Below are 15,300 nucleotides of genomic sequence, written 5' to 3'. Positions count from 1 at the left end.
ATGCCTGCCACTTTCGACCCCGATCGCCTGCGTGCCAGCTTGCAACCGTTGGCCCAGTGGCAACCGTTGTCTGCGCAGGCGCAGGCCTATCAGCGTTTCTACGGATTGGATTTCCCCCAGCGGACCTTGCGCAAGGGCCTTGGGCGTTTCGAAATCGAGGGGTATGAGTTGGTCGGCCAGGTCTGGTGGCCGGAAAAAGCCGTGGCGACGTTATTCCTGTTCCACGGTTACTACGATCACATGGGGCTTTACCGGCACCTGATCGAGTGGGCGCTGGAGCAGCAGTTCGCGGTGATCGCCTGCGACCTTCCGGGCCATGGGTTGTCCAGCGGCGAACGCGCCAGCATCGGTGATTTCGCCGAGTACCAGGCCACGCTGCAGAAGCTGCTGGCTGAGGCCGGGACGCTGGACCTGCCACAGCCCTGGCACCTCTGCGGACAAAGCACCGGCGGCGCCATCGTGGTCGATCATGTGCTCAACCAAGGGGCGAGCAGCCCGGCCCAGGGCCAGGTCATCCTGTTGTCGCCCCTGGTGCGCCCTCGGGCCTGGGGCTGGTCACGGCTGAGTTATTACCTGCTCAAGCCCTTCGTGACCGGCATCGCCCGGCGCTTCAGCGAAAACTCCACCGATCCGCAGTTCCTGCCGTTCCTGCAAGCCGACCCGCTGCAACCGCTACGCCTGCCTACCGCCTGGGTGGGCGCACTGGGGCGCTGGATCAAGCGTATCGAAGCCGCTCCGAGCAGCCCGCGCCAGCCGCTGATCGTGCAGGGGCAGGCGGACATGACGGTGGATTGGAAACACAATCTGCAAGTGCTGCGCGGCAAATTCGACCGGCCCCAAGTGTTGATGCTGCCCGAGGGCCGGCATCACCTGGCCAATGAAGTGCTGGCGATGCGGCAGGAGATGTTTGGGTTCCTGACCAAGCGGATGAGCCGGGTCCGGCGGTGACTTCAAGGGCCCTATCGCGAGCAGGCTCGCTCCCACAATGAACCTCGGCGGGTCACAAAATCCGTGTACACAGCCGATCCCCTGTGGGAGCGAGCCTGCTCGCGATGGCGGAACATCAGGCGCTGAAGTATCTACTGCCCGAGGTTCTGCCCCACCGCCAACCCCGCCCGGATCGCCGCCAGGGCCGCCTGGTAATAGGCTTGGCCCTCGGCCGATTCGGCAAACGTGGAAAACTCCTCCAGCTCGGTATCGGTCAGGTCACGGTAGACGTACAGCAGGGTGTTGTTCAGGTCGGCGCCGATCTGATCCATCAGCCGCTGGCGCTGGCCGTTCAGCATGCCCTGGGCCTGGCCACCGCCCAGCAGGCCGGGGATCATCGAGCTGAGGCTGTCGGCCGCCACGCCAGCGATGGCCAGGCTGACTTCGGCGCCAGCCTCGCGGGCGGGCAGGGCCTGGGCCAGGTGGCCGATGATCAGCAGGCGGTTATCGCTGGCCTGCATCTTGGGCAGGCCCTTGGCGTTCTTTGCCAATTGGTCGCGACGGGTCGCCAGTAGCTCGGCGGCCACGACCTTGCGTCCCAGCGGCGACTGGAAGAACGTCAGGGCCGGGTTCGGATCACGAAGATTCCTGCGCATTTGCGCCTCGGCCCGCTGGTCCATGGCCTGGGGGGCGAAACGCTGATTGCTGTTGTTCACCAGGGCCTGGAACACCGCCGGCGGCAGGCTGTTCTGGTAACGCTGCTGCGCGGCGCTCAAGGCATCGTTGAAATGCGCCCGCTGTTCCGGCCAGCCGGCGACCTTGTACAACTGGTCGTAGCTGTCTGCCCAGGCGGGCAAAACGCAGAACATCAACAGTGAGAAAAGCAAACGGCGCATAGGGACTCCTGTCAGCAGCCGACTATTCTCCGTGGGGTGTGGGGACTTGTCGAGAATTCGTATCAAGTTCGTACTGCGGTGCCACCTGGCGCCGCAAACCCGCTGCGTGGCGCTGTCGGTTTTGCAGGTACAGGCATACTATGCGCGCCATGCAAATACCTTCTGATCACCCGTTGCTGTTACGTATCGTCGACGACCTGGCCGAGCGCGGCTGGTCGCAGCAGAACATCTTCCTGCCGGATGCGCTGACCCGTGCCCTGGCGGCCGAGTGTCGCCAGCGTGCTGCCGAAGGCGAACTGGCCCCGGCTGCGGTCGGGCGCGGCTTGTCTTCGGAGATCCGCGAAGGCATACGGGGTGATCGCATCCAGTGGATCGAACCCGGCCAGGCCGAGGCCTGCGATCGTTACCTGAAGCTGATGGACAGCCTGCGCGAGGCGCTGAACCGTGGTCTCTTCCTGGGCCTTGAGGATTTCGAAAGCCACTTCGCCCTGTACCCGCCCGGCGCGTTCTACCTCAAGCACGTCGATCGCTTTCGCGATGATGACCGGCGTATGGTGTCCGCGGTGCTCTACCTCAATGACGCCTGGTTGCCGGAGCATGGCGGCCAGTTGCGCATGTACCTGGATGAAGGGAGGGAGCAGGACGTGGTGCCCACTGGCGGCTGCCTGGTGGTATTCCTGTCGGGGAACATCCCCCATGAAGTCCTGCCGGCCACCCGGGATCGCTTGTCCTTGACCGGCTGGTTCCGACGTCGTGGCAACGAGTTGTTCTGAGCATGGAAAAGATCCTGGTCAGTCGTTGCCTGCTCGGACACCGCGTGCGTTACGACGCAGGTGCGAGCGGGCCGTTCGAACAACTTCAGTCGTGGGTCGATGAGGGCCGTGTCGTGCCGCTGTGCCCGGAAGTCGCGGGGGGCTTGCCCACGCCTCGGGCGGCGGCGGAAATTCCCGGCGGGCAGGGCGCACAGGTGCTCGATGGCCAGGCGGCGGTGATGACCACCGAGGGTGAGGATGTGAGTGCGCAGTTCCTGTCGGGTGCGTACCAGGCCCTGGAGCTGGTGCGTGAACACGGTATCCGGATCGCCGTGCTCAAGGCCAACAGCCCCTCCTGCGGCAATCTGCTGACTTATGATGGGACGTTCGGCGGCGTGAAGGTCCCTGGTGAAGGCGTGACGGCGGCGTTGCTCAAGCGTCACGGGGTGCGGGTGTTCAGCGAGTTGGAATTGGCTGAGGCTGCGGCGGCGCTCGAAATCTTGCTCGATGGCAGAATCCCTACCTGACACAACCGCTTTTTGTGGCGAGGGGATTTAGCGAACCGTCGCACCGCCCCGCTGGGGTGCGCAGCGCCCCTAAAAACTGGCACCGCGGTGCGTCAGGTAGACCGCCTCAATCCTTTTGGGGGCGCTTCGCACCCCAGCGGGGATAAATCCCCTCGCCACAGGGACCGGATCGCCTATAACTGCGCGGCCAACTGCTCGATCTGCTCCTGCCGCTCGGCCTGGCTCAACCTTGGATGGGCATTGAGCGATGACCACTGCGGATACGCCCGAGCCTTGTTCAAGGCTTCGGGCAGTTTGCCTTCGCGCCAGCTCTTGTCCTGGGACGTGTCGATCCTGATGCTGTCCAGCGCCGCATGGCCGCGTTGGTTCAGCGCTTGCAGCAGTTGCCGTTGGCGCAGGGCCAGCAGGCGCAGCACGCTGTCGTCCACAGTCAGTTCCCGCTGCCCCTTCAGCTTGCCCATCAATCGGTTGCCATAGCCGCGGGCGGTTTGCAGGGCGCCGCCGGCAATGGCGCCGGCCAGGGCGGCGGCGCCGAGGGTCAGGCCGCCCACCAGCAAATCCACACCGGCACCGGCGGCAGCACCGGCGGCGATTCCGCCGCCGACCCGTACGCCCAGTTGCTTGAGGGTGGCCGGGTTGAACAAGTCATCGCCCCAGCGTCCATCGAGCAGCGGTAGGTCACTGGCCGCGGCGTCCTGGGGACGGAAGGCGTAGAGCTTGAGCAGGGCCTCGACGCAGCGCTGTTCCCGTTGGCGCACCGCATGACGCAGCTCGCTGATGGCCTGGCGCTCCAGCTCGGTGTCGCTGGTCACGCTGCGTCGGCAGGCGGCGCAATCGATCAGCAACTCGGCGATCAAGCGCGCCGCGCTCTGCTGGCGAGCCAGACGTTGGGCTTGCTGGTCGGCGATCAACCGTTCCAGCTGGCCGCGAGCGTTTTCCAACAACAGCGCAAGGCTTTCATACAGGCGCCGCTCGCCATCTTCGGGCGGGGCCACGCTGTCGAAACGCACGAGGGCGTGCAGCCCCAGCCGGGCCAGGGCCTCGCGCCAATCGGGTTCGCGGTGGTGGGTACTGCTGACGAAATTCAGCACCGGCAGCAGCGGTTTTCCGCAGCTGGCGAGGACTTCCAGTTCATCGCGGTATTTCGCCAGCACCGGCTCCCGGGCATCGATCACATAGAGCCCGGCATCGCTGGCCAGCAGTTGTCGCAGCACCTTGGCTTCCTGCTCGAAACGTTGTCGCGCCTCGCTGCCCTCCAGGAAACGGGCCAGACGCGCCGGGCCGTCGAGGCGTTCACCGGGACGTTCCAGGCGCTCAAGGTAATCGAGCAAGGCAATGGCGTCCTCCAGGCCCGGCGTGTCGTACAGCTCCAGCAGTGCTTCGCCGTCCACCGACAGGCGCGCCCCCTCGACGTGCCGGGTGGTGCTCGGGCGATGGGACACTTCGCCAAAGCCGACATCCCGGGTCAGGGTGCGCAGCAGTGAGGTCTTGCCGACGTTGGTGTGGCCGACCACGGCCAACTTCAGCGGTTTCATGGGCTCAGTCATGGCCGGTCTCCAGCCAGTTCAAGGGCGCACAGTCGGCGAAGGGCAACTGCAACTGTTGCAATGCGTTGTGCCAGTCGCCCAGGCGCTCGGCGTCCAGGGCCTCGCCGGGGGGCGCCTGCAACAGCCAGACACGGGTCGCACTGGCGCTGCGGGCCAGTTCGGCGATCAACGCCAGGCTGCCGCGGTCGGGAGAGCGCCGTGGGTCGCAGGCAATCGCCAGGCGCGCCGGAGGAAAGCGCGACAGCTGTTCGAGGAGTTTGTGACGTGACTCGCGGCTGTCGAGGACGCCGGCGTTTTTCACTGAATCCGGCAGCTTCGGCGGCCAGGGCCGCTCGTCCAGTTCAATCGCCACCAGCAGCGCCCCTGCGCTGTCCATCGTGCCGACAGAGCGCTCAATCTGATGCAATTGTCCGGGCGCGGCGTCGTTGATCCCCAGCCGTTCACTGCTGGGCATCAAGTGTTCGCGCAATTGTGCGTAGCCCGGCAGGTTCAAATCCAGGCGCAGGGAGACGCGGCCGCGGCGCCAACGCCACAGGCACAGCAGTGCCAGGCTCAGGCGCGGCAGCACGCCATACACCAGCACCACGCCCACCAGCCACGCAGCCCAGGCCTGACGGGCGCTTTCGATGTTCAGGGCGCCATCACCGCTGGCGCGGATCATCTCGACGGTCGGGACACTGAAACCCAACAGCGCCGGCAAGGCACCAAGGGTGCGGGTCAGGGTGACGAAGGTTTCGCCACCGAGAATGGTGGTTTCCCAGACAAAACCATAGCGTCGGGTCGCCATCAGCAGCAGTACGATGACCAGCGCACTGAGCATCGCCAGCAGCCACAGGCCGTTGACCAGCATGCCGAGGGCCCAGCGATTGAGCTTGTGTCGTTGCAGCAAGAGCAGCAAGGCCGGCGCCAGTTGGGCAGCCTTGGCATCGCGGGCGAGTTTTTCGCTGAGCCACAGCCACAGGCGTCCCAGGGCCGCGCCTTGTTCCCCGGCGAAGATCAGGCCCAGGGCCCAGCCGACGAGCAGGATCAGGTTCAGCCCCAACAGGCTGCCAAGGGCCCAGAATACGTTGACGGGGGTTCGACCGTCGCCAAGCGCGGCAAACCCCAGGCCGGCGCCGCTGATGAGGGCGAAGACTGCCAAGACGATCAGCGCCAGGCGTGCCCCTTGTAGCCAGTGGCGCAGGGCTTTGGTGAGACCGTCGCGCTCGGCCAACCGGTGGGCACGATGGTGAATGCGGGTCGAGAGATCGCCGCCTGCCGCGCGGGCCTGGCGATTGGCTTCCTGGTCTTGGAGCGGACCTGCGTGTTCTTCACGCAGGCGTACCGTCTCGGTCAGCCAGAGGGTCTGCAGTTCAGTCAGGGGAGCAGTCACAGGCGCTTCCGTCGCAAATGAGGGTTGAGGATAACCGCTGGAGCGCCTGTCGGGGTACGTTGAGCCTCTGCTATCCTCGGCACCATGAAAAAAACTCTCCCCTTAAGCCTGATCGCAGCCCTCGGTGAAAACCGTGTGATCGGCATCGACAACAGCATGCCCTGGCACTTGCCGGGGGATTTCAAATATTTCAAGGCCACCACCCTGGGCAAGCCGATCATCATGGGTCGCAAAACCTGGGACTCCCTCGGCCGACCGCTGCCGGGGCGCTTGAACATCGTGGTCAGTCGTCAGCCGGGCCTGACGCTCGAAGGCGCGGAAGTCTTCCCCTCGCTGGAGGCAGCGGTGGAGCGGGCCGAGGCGTGGGCGCTGGCGCAAGGCGTCGATGAGCTGATGTTGATCGGCGGTGCCCAGTTGTATGCCCAGGCCCTGGAGCAGGCGGATCGGCTGTACCTGACCCGCGTGGCGTTAAGCCCGGAAGGGGATGCGTGGTTTCCGGAGTTTGATTCGAGCCGGTGGGAACTGGTTTCGAACCTGCCGAACCCGGCAGAGGGGGATAAGCCGGCGTACAGTTTTGAGGTGTGGGAGAAGCTTTAAAGTTCAGGCTCCAAGCAAAGTGCCGAGCTGGTTGTGGGAGCAAGGCTTGCCCGCGAGTCAGGCGATGCGGTCTATTGGTCAAACCGCATAACCGTCATCGCGAGCAAGCTTTGCTCCCACAGGTATCAGGCATCAGGCATCAAGCGTGCACCAACTCCCCATGCTCATCGGAATCCAGCAGCGCCTTGTCGGTCTGCTGCATCACCTGGCTGGTAATCGCCCCTGCGGTGATCGAGCCGCTGACATTCAATGCCGTGCGGCCCATGTCGATCAGAGGCTCGACGGAAATCAGCAACGCCACCAGCGAAACCGGCAAGCCCATGGCCGGCAACACGATCAACGCGGCGAACGTCGCGCCACCACCGACGCCGGCCACACCGGCCGAGCTCAAGGTCACGATGGCAACCAGGGTTGCGATCCACACCGGATCCAACGGGTTGATGCCCACCGTTGGCGCAACCATCACAGCGAGCATGGCGGGGTAGAGGCCGGCGCAACCGTTCTGGCCGATGGTGGCACCGAATGATGCGCTGAAGCTGGCAATGGCTCGAGGAATGCCAAGGCGACGGGTCTGGGCTTCGATGCTCAGGGGGATGGTCGCGGCGCTGGAGCGGCTGGTGAAGGCAAAGGTCAGCACCGGCCAGATCTTGCGGAAGAAGCGCAGGGGGTTGATCCCGGCGGCGGACACCAGCAGGCCATGGACCACGAACATCAGGCCCAGGCCCAGGTAGGATACCACCACGAAACTGCCCAACTTGATGATGTCCTGCAGGTTGGAGCCGGCCACCACCTTGGTCATCAACGCCAGCACACCATACGGAGTCAGCTTCATCACCAGACGCACCAGGCGCGTGACCCAGCTTTGCAGGGTGTCGATGGCATTGATCACTTTCTGACCTTTCTCGACATCATCCTTGAGCAGTTGCAGTGCCGCGATACCCAGGAATGCCGCGAAGATCACCACGCTGATGATCGAGGTTGGCTTGGCCCGGGTCAGGTCGGCGAAGGGATTCTGCGGAATGAACGAGAGCAGCAATTGCGGGACGTTCAAGTCGGCGACCTTGCCGGCGTAATCGCTCTGGATCACTTGCAGTCGTGCCAATTCCTGGGTGCCAGCCACAAGGCCTTCGGCAGTGAGACCGAACAGGTTGGTCAGACCGATACCGATCAGGGCCGCGATGGCGGTGGTGAACAGCAGGGTGCCGATGGTCAGGAAGCTGATCTTGCCCAGGGACGAGGCGTTATGCAGCCGGGCCACGGCGCTGAGAATCGAGGCGAAGACCAGCGGGATCACGATCATTTGCAGCAACTGTACGTAACCGTTGCCCACCAGGTCGAACCAGCCGATGGAGGCTTTGAGCACCGGGCTGCCAGCGCCATGGACCGTGTGCAGGGCTATCCCGAACCCCACCCCGAGCACCAGCGCCAGCAGCACCTTTTTCGCCAGGCTCCAGTTGCGGTGACGGGTTTGCGCCAGGCCGAACAGCAAGGCGAGGAACACCAGCAGATTGAGGAACAGCGGCAGATTCATCAAAAAGAGCTCCGTTAAGACTTGCCAGTCGCCTGAAGCTGCGACTGCGAGCAGGGAAGCCTAACAGCCTGAAAACTAATGAATTAATATTAAAAAAGCATGTTGAATGTCGTTTATGGAATAAGGACGTGGCGTTTGCAGACACGTCGCTGACGTTATCGAGACGCAAGCGGTCGTGGACAGGCGAGGACTGTCACAAGCATTTGTTAGCGTCGGGTTCTTTGAACCTGGGAGAAATGCCGATGAAGCTCGTACCTCGTTTTCTCGCTGTTGCCTTGAGCCTTGGTCTCGCCGGCCAGGCACTTGCCACCGAACTCAAGCACTGGCCTGCGGAACAGGCCAAGGCGCTGGAGGCGATGATCGCGGCCAACGCCAACAAGGGTAACTTTGCGGTGTTCGACATGGACAACACCAGTTACCGCTATGACCTGGAAGAGTCGTTGCTGCCGTTCATGGAGAACAAGGGCCTCATCACCCGGGAAAGCCTGGATCCTTCCCTGAAGCTGATTCCGTTCAAGGACACCGCTGATCACAAGGAAAGCCTGTTCAGTTACTACTACCGCCTCTGCGAAGTGGACGACATGGTCTGCTACCCATGGGTAGCCCAGGTGTTCTCCGGCTTCACTCTCAAGGAACTCAAGGGCTACGTCGACGAGCTGATGGCGTCCGGCAAGCCTGTACCGACCACGTATTACGACGGCGACAAGGTGGTCAACTACAACGTCAACCCACCGAAAGTCTTCACTGGCCAGGCCGAGCTGTACAACAAACTGATGGAAAACGGCATCGAGGTCTATGTCATGACCGCGGCGTCGGAAGAGCTGGTGCGCATGGTCGCCGCCGATCCGAAATACGGCTACAACCTCAAGCCGCAGAACGTCATCGGCGTGACCACGCTGCTCAAGGATCGCAAGACCGGCGAGCTGACCACCGCTCGCAAGCAGATCACCGCCGGCAAGTATGACGAGAAGGCCAACTTGGACCTGGAATACACACCTTACCTGTGGACCCCGGCGACCTGGATGGCCGGCAAGCATGCGGCGATCCTGACGTACATCGATGAGTGGAAGAAACCGGTCCTGGTGGGTGGCGATACGCCGAGCAGCGACGGCTACATGTTGTTTCACGATGTGGATGTGGCCAAGGGCGGCATCCACCTGTGGGTCAACCGCAAGGACAAGTACATGACCCAGATCAACGGCATGATGGCCAAGCACGCTGCCGCCCAGGCCAAGGAAGGGCTGACGGTTACGGCGGACAAGAACTGGGTGATCGTGAAGCCTGAGGACATTCAGTAAGCCCAGTAACCCTTGTGGGAGCGAGCCTGCTCGCGATAACGGTGTGTCAGGCACATCGATGCAACTGATCCAACGCCATCGCGAGCAGGCTCGCTCCCACAGTTGATCACCATTTGCCACAGGCAATAAAAAAGCCCCGCACTTGCGGGGCTTTTTTATTGCGGCGCTAAACGCTTACAGCCCGTCCAGCATCGCCTTGTTGCGCACCGCGCCCTTGTCGGCGCTGGTGGCGAGCAGGGCATAGGCCTTGAGTGCGGTGGTCACTTTACGTGGACGCACTTCCACCGGCTTCCAACCTTTCTTGTCCTGTTCGACGCGGCGCGCGGCCAGTTCTTCGTCGCTGATCAACAGGTTGATCGAGCGGTTCGGAATATCGATCAGCACTTTGTCGCCGTCACGCACCAGGCCGATGGCGCCGCCAGCGGCCGCTTCAGGCGAAGCGTGGCCGATGGACAGGCCCGAGGTGCCGCCGGAGAAACGACCGTCAGTCAGCAGGGCGCAGGCTTTGCCCAGGCCCTTGGACTTGAGGTAGGAGGTGGGGTAGAGCATTTCCTGCATGCCCGGACCACCTTTCGGACCTTCGTAACGGATGATCACGATATCGCCGGCCTTCACTTCATCGGCAAGGATCCCGCGCACGGCGCTGTCCTGGCTTTCGAAGATCTTGGCGTTGCCTTCGAACACGTGGATCGACTCGTCGACACCCGCGGTTTTCACCACGCAGCCGTCCAGGGCGATGTTGCCGTAGAGCACGGCCAGGCCGCCCTCCTTGGAATAGGCGTGTTCGACGCTGCGGATGCAGCCATTTTCACGGTCGTCGTCCAGGGTTTCCCAGCGAGTCGACTGGCTGAACGCGGTTTGCGTCGGAATGCCCGCCGGGCCGGCTTTGAAGAAGTGATGCACGGCTTCGTCGGTGGTCTGGGTGATGTCCCACTTGGCGATGGCATCGGCCATGGTCCTGCTGTGCACGGTCGGCAGGTCGGTGTGCAGCAGGCCGCCACGGGCCAGGGAACCGAGGATGCTGATGATCCCGCCGGCACGGTGCACATCTTCCATGTGGTACTTCTGGATATTCGGCGCAACCTTGCACAGTTGTGGCACGTTCCGGGACAGGCGGTCGATGTCGCGCAGGTCGAAATCGATCTCGGCCTCCTGGGCGGCGGCCAGCAGGTGCAGGATGGTATTGGTGGAACCGCCCATGGCGATGTCCAGGGTCATGGCATTTTCGAACGCCTTGAAGTTGGCGATGTTGCGCGGCAACACCGACTCGTCGTTCTCGCCGTAGTAGCGCTTGCACAGCTCGACGATGGTCCGCCCGGCCTGCAGGAACAGTTGTTCGCGATCGCTGTGGGTGGCCAGGGTCGAACCGTTGCCCGGCAGGGCCAGGCCCAGGGCTTCGGTCAGGCAGTTCATCGAGTTGGCGGTAAACATGCCGGAGCACGAGCCGCAGGTCGGGCAAGCACTGCGCTCGTATTCGGCGACCTTCTCGTCAGAGGCGCTGGAGTCGGCAGCGATGACCATAGCATCCACCAGGTCCAGGCCGTGGCTGGCGAGCTTGGTCTTGCCGGCTTCCATCGGGCCGCCGGATACGAAGATCACCGGGATGTTGAGGCGCAGGGCCGCCATGAGCATGCCGGGGGTGATCTTGTCGCAGTTGGAGATGCACACGATAGCGTCGGCGCAGTGGGCGTTGACCATGTATTCGACGGAGTCGGCGATGATCTCCCGGCTCGGCAGCGAATAAAGCATGCCGTCGTGGCCCATGGCGATGCCGTCATCCACGGCAATGGTGTTGAATTCCTTGGCAACACCGCCTGCGCGTTCGATCTCGCGGGCAACCAGTTGGCCCAGGTCCTTGAGGTGGACGTGACCGGGTACGAACTGGGTGAAGGAGTTGGCAACGGCGATGATCGGCTTCTTGAAGTCGTCATCCTTCATCCCCGTGGCGCGCCACAATGCGCGGGCGCCGGCCATGTTGCGGCCGTGGGTGGATGTTTTCGAGCGGTAATCAGGCATGGAACACTCCGGGCGGCTAATCAGATATCAAGGGGAAAGTGAGCTTCTATTGACGTCTGGAGCACTCGGGGTTGGCCGTGTGTCCGGAAGTGGCCGATGACTGTGCAGGATCGCTGCGCGCCTCAGCATGAGCTCATAAACCCGCCGGGGGATGAATGGCGATGAATGTCGCGATTCTACACCGCTGGCGCCAGGATGAAATGACGCAAAGCGCTGATCGGACGCCAATGTCGCGCTCGGAATGACGACTGGCGGCGCTCAACCGGTCAACAACCCCCGGTGACGATGCCGGATCAGGCCATTGAGAGCCAATCCCAGGAGGCTGAGCAGCACCAGGCATAACGCCAGGGTGGTTTGCAGGGCAAGCGGAGTGAGGCTGATCGCGGCACTGGTCAGCCCGCCGACGATGAAGATGAGCACGCTGCCGGCCGAAGCGGACGTACCGGCTTGCTCAGGAAACAGGTTCATGGCCCGGGTGTGGGCCGCCGCACGGGCAATGGTGGTTCCGGCGGTACAGACGATCATGGGCAGCAATACGGTGGTGACCGACAACCCGAGTTGGCTGGAAAGCCCGAACATCAAGACGCCCGCCAGCAGGATCAGGCTCAGGCCGGTGATGATCTGCGTCTGTGGGTCGATCCGGTTGCTCAGCACCGTCGCCAGCGCGCCGCCGCCGATGTAGGCCAGTCCGTAGCCCAGCAGCGCCAGGGAAAATGTCTCGGGCGAGAGCTGTAGCTGGTCGATGAACACCAGCGGCGAAATGACGATGAATGAAAAGTGACAGGAAAAAGCCAACGCCGAGGTCAGCCAGTAAGCCATGAAGCGGAAATCGCCGCATACCGTTCGATAGGCACCGATGAAATCCAGGGGCCTGGCATGGCTACTCACCGCGGTACGGCTCAGTAAACGCCAGGCGCCCACGAATACACCTGCTGCCAGGGCAACAAACACCACGAAGCTGCCGCGCCACCCCATCCAGTGCTGCAACCCGGTACCGGCCAGGGGAGAAACGGAGATGAAAATACCGCCGCAAGTGACCAGGAAGATCCGCAGCCGTTGCTGCTCCAGGCCGCTGAACAGGTCCTGGATCAGTGCCTGGGACAGTACGAAACAACCGCATCCCAGCGCCTGCACGACACGGAAGAACAGGAAGGCCCCGTAGTCGTCGGTGAGTACGCAGCCCGTGGCGCCGATGGCTGAAACGGTGATCCCGATCAACAGCAGGCTCTTTCGCCCCATGGTGTCGGAGAGCGGGCCGACCAGCAGTTGCGAAAGGGCGATACCTATCGCGAACAGGCTGACCGACAGGGCGATGTCGGACGAGGGACGCCCGAAATGTTCGGACAAAGCCGGGAACGAGGGCAACACAACGTCGATCGGGAACACGCCGAGCAAGGTCATCGTCAGCAATAAGCCGACGGCGGCGGGTTTACGGGGGGCTGGAAGTTCTTTGCGCTCAACCATCGATAAACCCTGCCTGGGCGAAAAGCCGCCGGTGGTGTTCGTTGTCGAAGAACCCTGCCTTGCGCATGGCCGCGAAGGTCGACACCGCTCCCGAGCGTACTCGTCGGCCATGGGCGTCCGGCAGCAGGACATCGGCAACGATCTGGAGGGCCGACCGCTCGTTGAAACCGACACTGGCGAGGCTGCGCTTCAGCCAGGGCAGGTCCGGTTCGAAATAGAGGCCGATGATCTGCAGCAGCATGCTCGCGGCCAGGTCGCGTTGCGTGGGATCCAGGGCGGACCACAGGTACTGGAACACTTCGCTGAAGTAGCGGCTGTGGCGTGCCTCGTCCTCGAGATGGCTCCTGAGCATCCGGTATACGGTGCAGACCAGAGTGTCGCGGGTAATGGCCAGTAATTCCTTGGCGATGATCGTCTCGGAGACGAACCCCAGCAGAAACCACGCCAGAGGCCGATCCCCGGGGGTGACGGCATCGATCAGGCCCAGCAGGCGCTGGATACGCCTGGGGGATGGTCGGTCGCTGATGCCGTAGAGGGCTGCGACCTGTTCGGCCACGTCATTGGAAAAAAGTGCGTGGTAGCCCTCATCGGTATAGAGCTGCAGGGCGGCGGTTTTCATCGGCTGGGGAATCGGCAAGGCCAACTCGCCATGGACGATGGTTTCCACGGCGCGATTGACGACCCGGTGTTCAAGCAGTGTGGTGTAGTCGAGAAAATGCACCAGGTGGTTGGCCGCAAGACGCTGGGCAATGGAGCGGCCCGCCTCCTGGATCAACGGATGTTCGGTATAAGGAATGAAGGCTGACGGAAACCAGTCTCGACTACGGAGCTGCTGTTCCAGGTTCTCCGGCAGACGATAGTCGCCTTTACCCGTGCGCACGGCGGCCTTGTGATTCCAATCGCCCAATGTGTAATGAGGCGCCCGGCTGGAGACTGAGCCGGTCATGACACGATCTCCTGCCGGTCGATCAACGCCATCAATTCCTTGCAGTGCACCTGCCCGTCGCCATGGCCGCAGCCGACAAAAAACAACGGTTGCTCGCAAGTGCCTTCAAGGTCGAGCAGGTGTTCGACTTCACGGTCGGCCAATGCGCCGGTCAGCCAGGTATCGAGGCCCAACGCAGTCGCAACCATCAGGAAGGTCTGGGACACATGACCGGTTTCGACGAAAGCCATCCGGTAGGCGCGAGAGTGCGGGTATTTCCACCAGAGCTTGTCGAAGCGTGACGTGAGGAGCAGCCCGAACGGCAGGGGATTGATGAAGTGCTGACCGCACAACAGATTCCCCAGGGGGTCATCGGGCAGGGGGCGGATCGGGCTCAGGGCATGTGCGTCCGGATGATAGGCGTAGATGCCGGGTGCCAGGCCCGTCACGTTGCGCACATACAGGTAACCTTCGCAGGCATTCAGGCCGCCCCCCGAAGGGCTGCTGCGTCTTGCCCCCAGCGCAACGGGACAGGTGGCCTCCTGGCCGCCCCGGCGTTCGCTCAGGTAGCCCAGGCTCAGGTACAGGAGCGTGCCGACCTGTTCGATCGAGATGGCTCGTTCGTCGAATGAGCGGGAAGTGCTTCGACCGACCAGGGTCTGGGACAGTGAAACGTCCGGCATGTCGATCAACGCACAGGGAGCCAGGACGATCCGTTCGGCGGAATACGTTCTTGTCCGGGCGGGAGGTGCCGGTGACGACAGCACTTCATTGCAATGTTGCAGGTACTCGGTCGCCCATTCATTCACATTCCTGGGAACCTGTGCACAAGGAATATTCTTTGTACCGATGTGGAATATCCTGGACAACTCATCCCAGCGCCACTCAATGGGTCTTCTTGGTGTTTCGATAAGTATGTCCGCCTTCAGGAAGTTGGCGTCGATAGAGTTGTTGATGTCGAATTGCAGCGGGTTGGCGATAAGTTGCGCCAGTCGTGTCGAATAATGCTGGTCGAGTTCGAACTGGGTATGGCGCTCGTAGTTCCATACAATTTGGTGCGGCGGGCGCGCAAGAATGAAAAGGCACGGATTTATATGCATGCAAATGGTTTCCGCTGGGGCAAAACGTCCAGATGAGGCTGAGGTGCCGGCACTCCTCAGCCCATCGTTTACTTCAAGCGTTTACTGGCTTAGCGGCACTTTGGAACAATCAGGCCTGCCAGGTTTGCGATTTTGTCAGCTTCCAGATTGATTGCTTTCATGATGCAGCTCCTTTGCGTTGAATAAGTGTTGTGTTTTTAATAGTTGTCACTTGCGCAGTGACAGTTCAATCATAGTTTTTAATGAGTGCTTGGCAAGAGGAGATTGAGTAGGAAGGCTCCAGTAATAATGTGAGAGTCTTCTTACAAATAATGCAGGCGATGCTATTAACTTCAATGAGCGGTAACT

The 15,300-nt window shown here is 62.3% G+C and carries 13 protein-coding genes; 5 read left to right on the top strand and 8 right to left on the bottom strand.

Features of this window, described 5'->3' with window-relative positions; genetic code table 11:
• Positions 1 to 948 (top strand): alpha/beta hydrolase, encoded by a 948-nt coding sequence (locus tag FGE05_RS01350; RefSeq protein ID WP_139640950.1) that lies wholly within the window; start codon positions 1 to 3, stop codon positions 946 to 948.
• 131 nt (positions 949 to 1,079) lie between these two features.
• Here the strand turns inward: FGE05_RS01350 and FGE05_RS01345 are convergent, their stop codons facing one another.
• On the bottom strand, positions 1,080 to 1,823 hold the full coding sequence (locus FGE05_RS01345; RefSeq protein WP_024780467.1) for a DUF2059 domain-containing protein: 744 nt from the start codon (positions 1,821 to 1,823) through the stop codon (positions 1,080 to 1,082).
• 140 nt (positions 1,824 to 1,963) lie between these two features.
• Between FGE05_RS01345 and FGE05_RS01340 the strand changes: the two genes are divergently transcribed.
• Together FGE05_RS01340 and FGE05_RS01335 are read left to right on the top strand one after the other, a co-directional pair.
• Positions 1,964 to 2,596, top strand: a complete 633-nt coding sequence (locus FGE05_RS01340) for a 2OG-Fe(II) oxygenase (protein ID WP_139640948.1) — start codon at positions 1,964 to 1,966, stop codon at positions 2,594 to 2,596.
• A 2-nt stretch (positions 2,597 to 2,598) separates the two neighbouring features.
• Positions 2,599 to 3,102: a DUF523 domain-containing protein gene (locus FGE05_RS01335; RefSeq protein WP_139640946.1), complete on the top strand. Its 504-nt coding sequence runs from the start codon at positions 2,599 to 2,601 to the stop codon at positions 3,100 to 3,102.
• A gap of 173 nt (positions 3,103 to 3,275) precedes the next feature.
• Here the strand turns inward: FGE05_RS01335 and FGE05_RS01330 are convergent, their stop codons facing one another.
• Together FGE05_RS01330 and FGE05_RS01325 are read right to left on the bottom strand one after the other, a co-directional pair.
• Positions 3,276 to 4,649, bottom strand: coding sequence for a GTPase/DUF3482 domain-containing protein (locus FGE05_RS01330; RefSeq protein ID WP_139640944.1), 1,374 nt, complete (start codon positions 4,647 to 4,649; stop codon positions 3,276 to 3,278).
• Positions 4,642 to 6,009, bottom strand: coding sequence for a DUF2868 domain-containing protein (locus FGE05_RS01325; RefSeq protein ID WP_373682425.1), 1,368 nt, complete (start codon positions 6,007 to 6,009; stop codon positions 4,642 to 4,644). The genes FGE05_RS01330 and FGE05_RS01325 overlap by 8 nt, the downstream gene beginning before the upstream one ends.
• A 96-nt stretch (positions 6,010 to 6,105) precedes the next feature.
• On the opposite strand from FGE05_RS01325, the gene FGE05_RS01320 reads away from it, so the two are divergent.
• Complete coding sequence (locus tag FGE05_RS01320) at positions 6,106 to 6,618, top strand: dihydrofolate reductase (protein WP_139640940.1); 513 nt, start codon at positions 6,106 to 6,108, stop codon at positions 6,616 to 6,618.
• 139 nt (positions 6,619 to 6,757) lie between these two features.
• Here the strand turns inward: FGE05_RS01320 and FGE05_RS01315 are convergent, their stop codons facing one another.
• On the bottom strand, positions 6,758 to 8,149 hold the full coding sequence (locus FGE05_RS01315; RefSeq protein ID WP_139640938.1) for an L-cystine transporter: 1,392 nt from the start codon (positions 8,147 to 8,149) through the stop codon (positions 6,758 to 6,760).
• A 242-nt stretch (positions 8,150 to 8,391) separates the two neighbouring features.
• Here FGE05_RS01315 and FGE05_RS01310 point away from each other — a divergent pair, with 242 nt between their 5' ends.
• Complete coding sequence (locus FGE05_RS01310; RefSeq protein WP_139640936.1) at positions 8,392 to 9,447, top strand: haloacid dehalogenase-like hydrolase; 1,056 nt, start codon at positions 8,392 to 8,394, stop codon at positions 9,445 to 9,447.
• A gap of 174 nt (positions 9,448 to 9,621) precedes the next feature.
• Here the strand turns inward: FGE05_RS01310 and ilvD are convergent, their stop codons facing one another.
• The 4 genes from ilvD to FGE05_RS01290 all read right to left on the bottom strand — a co-directional run bounded on the left by ilvD (position 9,622) and on the right by FGE05_RS01290 (position 14,952).
• Complete coding sequence (gene ilvD, locus FGE05_RS01305) at positions 9,622 to 11,463, bottom strand: dihydroxy-acid dehydratase (protein WP_139640934.1); 1,842 nt, start codon at positions 11,461 to 11,463, stop codon at positions 9,622 to 9,624.
• 258 nt (positions 11,464 to 11,721) lie between these two features.
• A complete protein-coding gene (locus FGE05_RS01300) occupies positions 11,722 to 12,927 on the bottom strand; it encodes an MFS transporter (RefSeq protein WP_139640932.1) in 1,206 nt (401 codons plus the stop codon).
• Complete coding sequence (locus FGE05_RS01295) at positions 12,920 to 13,873, bottom strand: diiron oxygenase (RefSeq protein ID WP_139640930.1); 954 nt, start codon at positions 13,871 to 13,873, stop codon at positions 12,920 to 12,922. Before FGE05_RS01295 ends, FGE05_RS01300 begins: the two co-directional genes overlap by 8 nt.
• Entirely contained in the window at positions 13,870 to 14,952 is a 1,083-nt protein-coding gene (locus FGE05_RS01290; RefSeq protein WP_139640927.1) for a SagB family peptide dehydrogenase, read from the bottom strand. The genes FGE05_RS01295 and FGE05_RS01290 overlap by 4 nt, the downstream gene beginning before the upstream one ends.
• Positions 14,953 to 15,300: the final 348 nt, after the last annotated feature.

Source organism: Pseudomonas sp. ICMP22404 (assembly GCF_006227205.1).
In the GTDB taxonomy this organism is placed as follows: domain Bacteria; phylum Pseudomonadota; class Gammaproteobacteria; order Pseudomonadales; family Pseudomonadaceae; genus Aquipseudomonas.
The sequence above is the reverse complement of the archived record's forward strand: the minus strand, read 5'-3'. Positions and strand labels throughout refer to the sequence as shown.

Coding starts and splice junctions, on each gene's coding strand:
- FGE05_RS01350 (WP_139640950.1), top strand. CDS start 1: ATGCCTGCCACTTTCGACCCCGATCGCCTGCGTGCCAGCTTGCAACCG.
- FGE05_RS01345 (WP_024780467.1), bottom strand. CDS start 1,823: ATGCGCCGTTTGCTTTTCTCACTGTTGATGTTCTGCGTTTTGCCCGCC.
- FGE05_RS01340 (WP_139640948.1), top strand. CDS start 1,964: ATGCGCGCCATGCAAATACCTTCTGATCACCCGTTGCTGTTACGTATC.
- FGE05_RS01335 (WP_139640946.1), top strand. CDS start 2,599: ATGGAAAAGATCCTGGTCAGTCGTTGCCTGCTCGGACACCGCGTGCGT.
- FGE05_RS01330 (WP_139640944.1), bottom strand. CDS start 4,649: ATGACTGAGCCCATGAAACCGCTGAAGTTGGCCGTGGTCGGCCACACC.
- FGE05_RS01320 (WP_139640940.1), top strand. CDS start 6,106: ATGAAAAAAACTCTCCCCTTAAGCCTGATCGCAGCCCTCGGTGAAAAC.
- FGE05_RS01315 (WP_139640938.1), bottom strand. CDS start 8,149: ATGAATCTGCCGCTGTTCCTCAATCTGCTGGTGTTCCTCGCCTTGCTG.
- FGE05_RS01310 (WP_139640936.1), top strand. CDS start 8,392: ATGAAGCTCGTACCTCGTTTTCTCGCTGTTGCCTTGAGCCTTGGTCTC.
- ilvD (WP_139640934.1), bottom strand. CDS start 11,463: ATGCCTGATTACCGCTCGAAAACATCCACCCACGGCCGCAACATGGCC.
- FGE05_RS01300 (WP_139640932.1), bottom strand. CDS start 12,927: ATGGTTGAGCGCAAAGAACTTCCAGCCCCCCGTAAACCCGCCGCCGTC.
- FGE05_RS01295 (WP_139640930.1), bottom strand. CDS start 13,873: ATGACCGGCTCAGTCTCCAGCCGGGCGCCTCATTACACATTGGGCGAT.
- FGE05_RS01290 (WP_139640927.1), bottom strand. CDS start 14,952: ATGCATATAAATCCGTGCCTTTTCATTCTTGCGCGCCCGCCGCACCAA.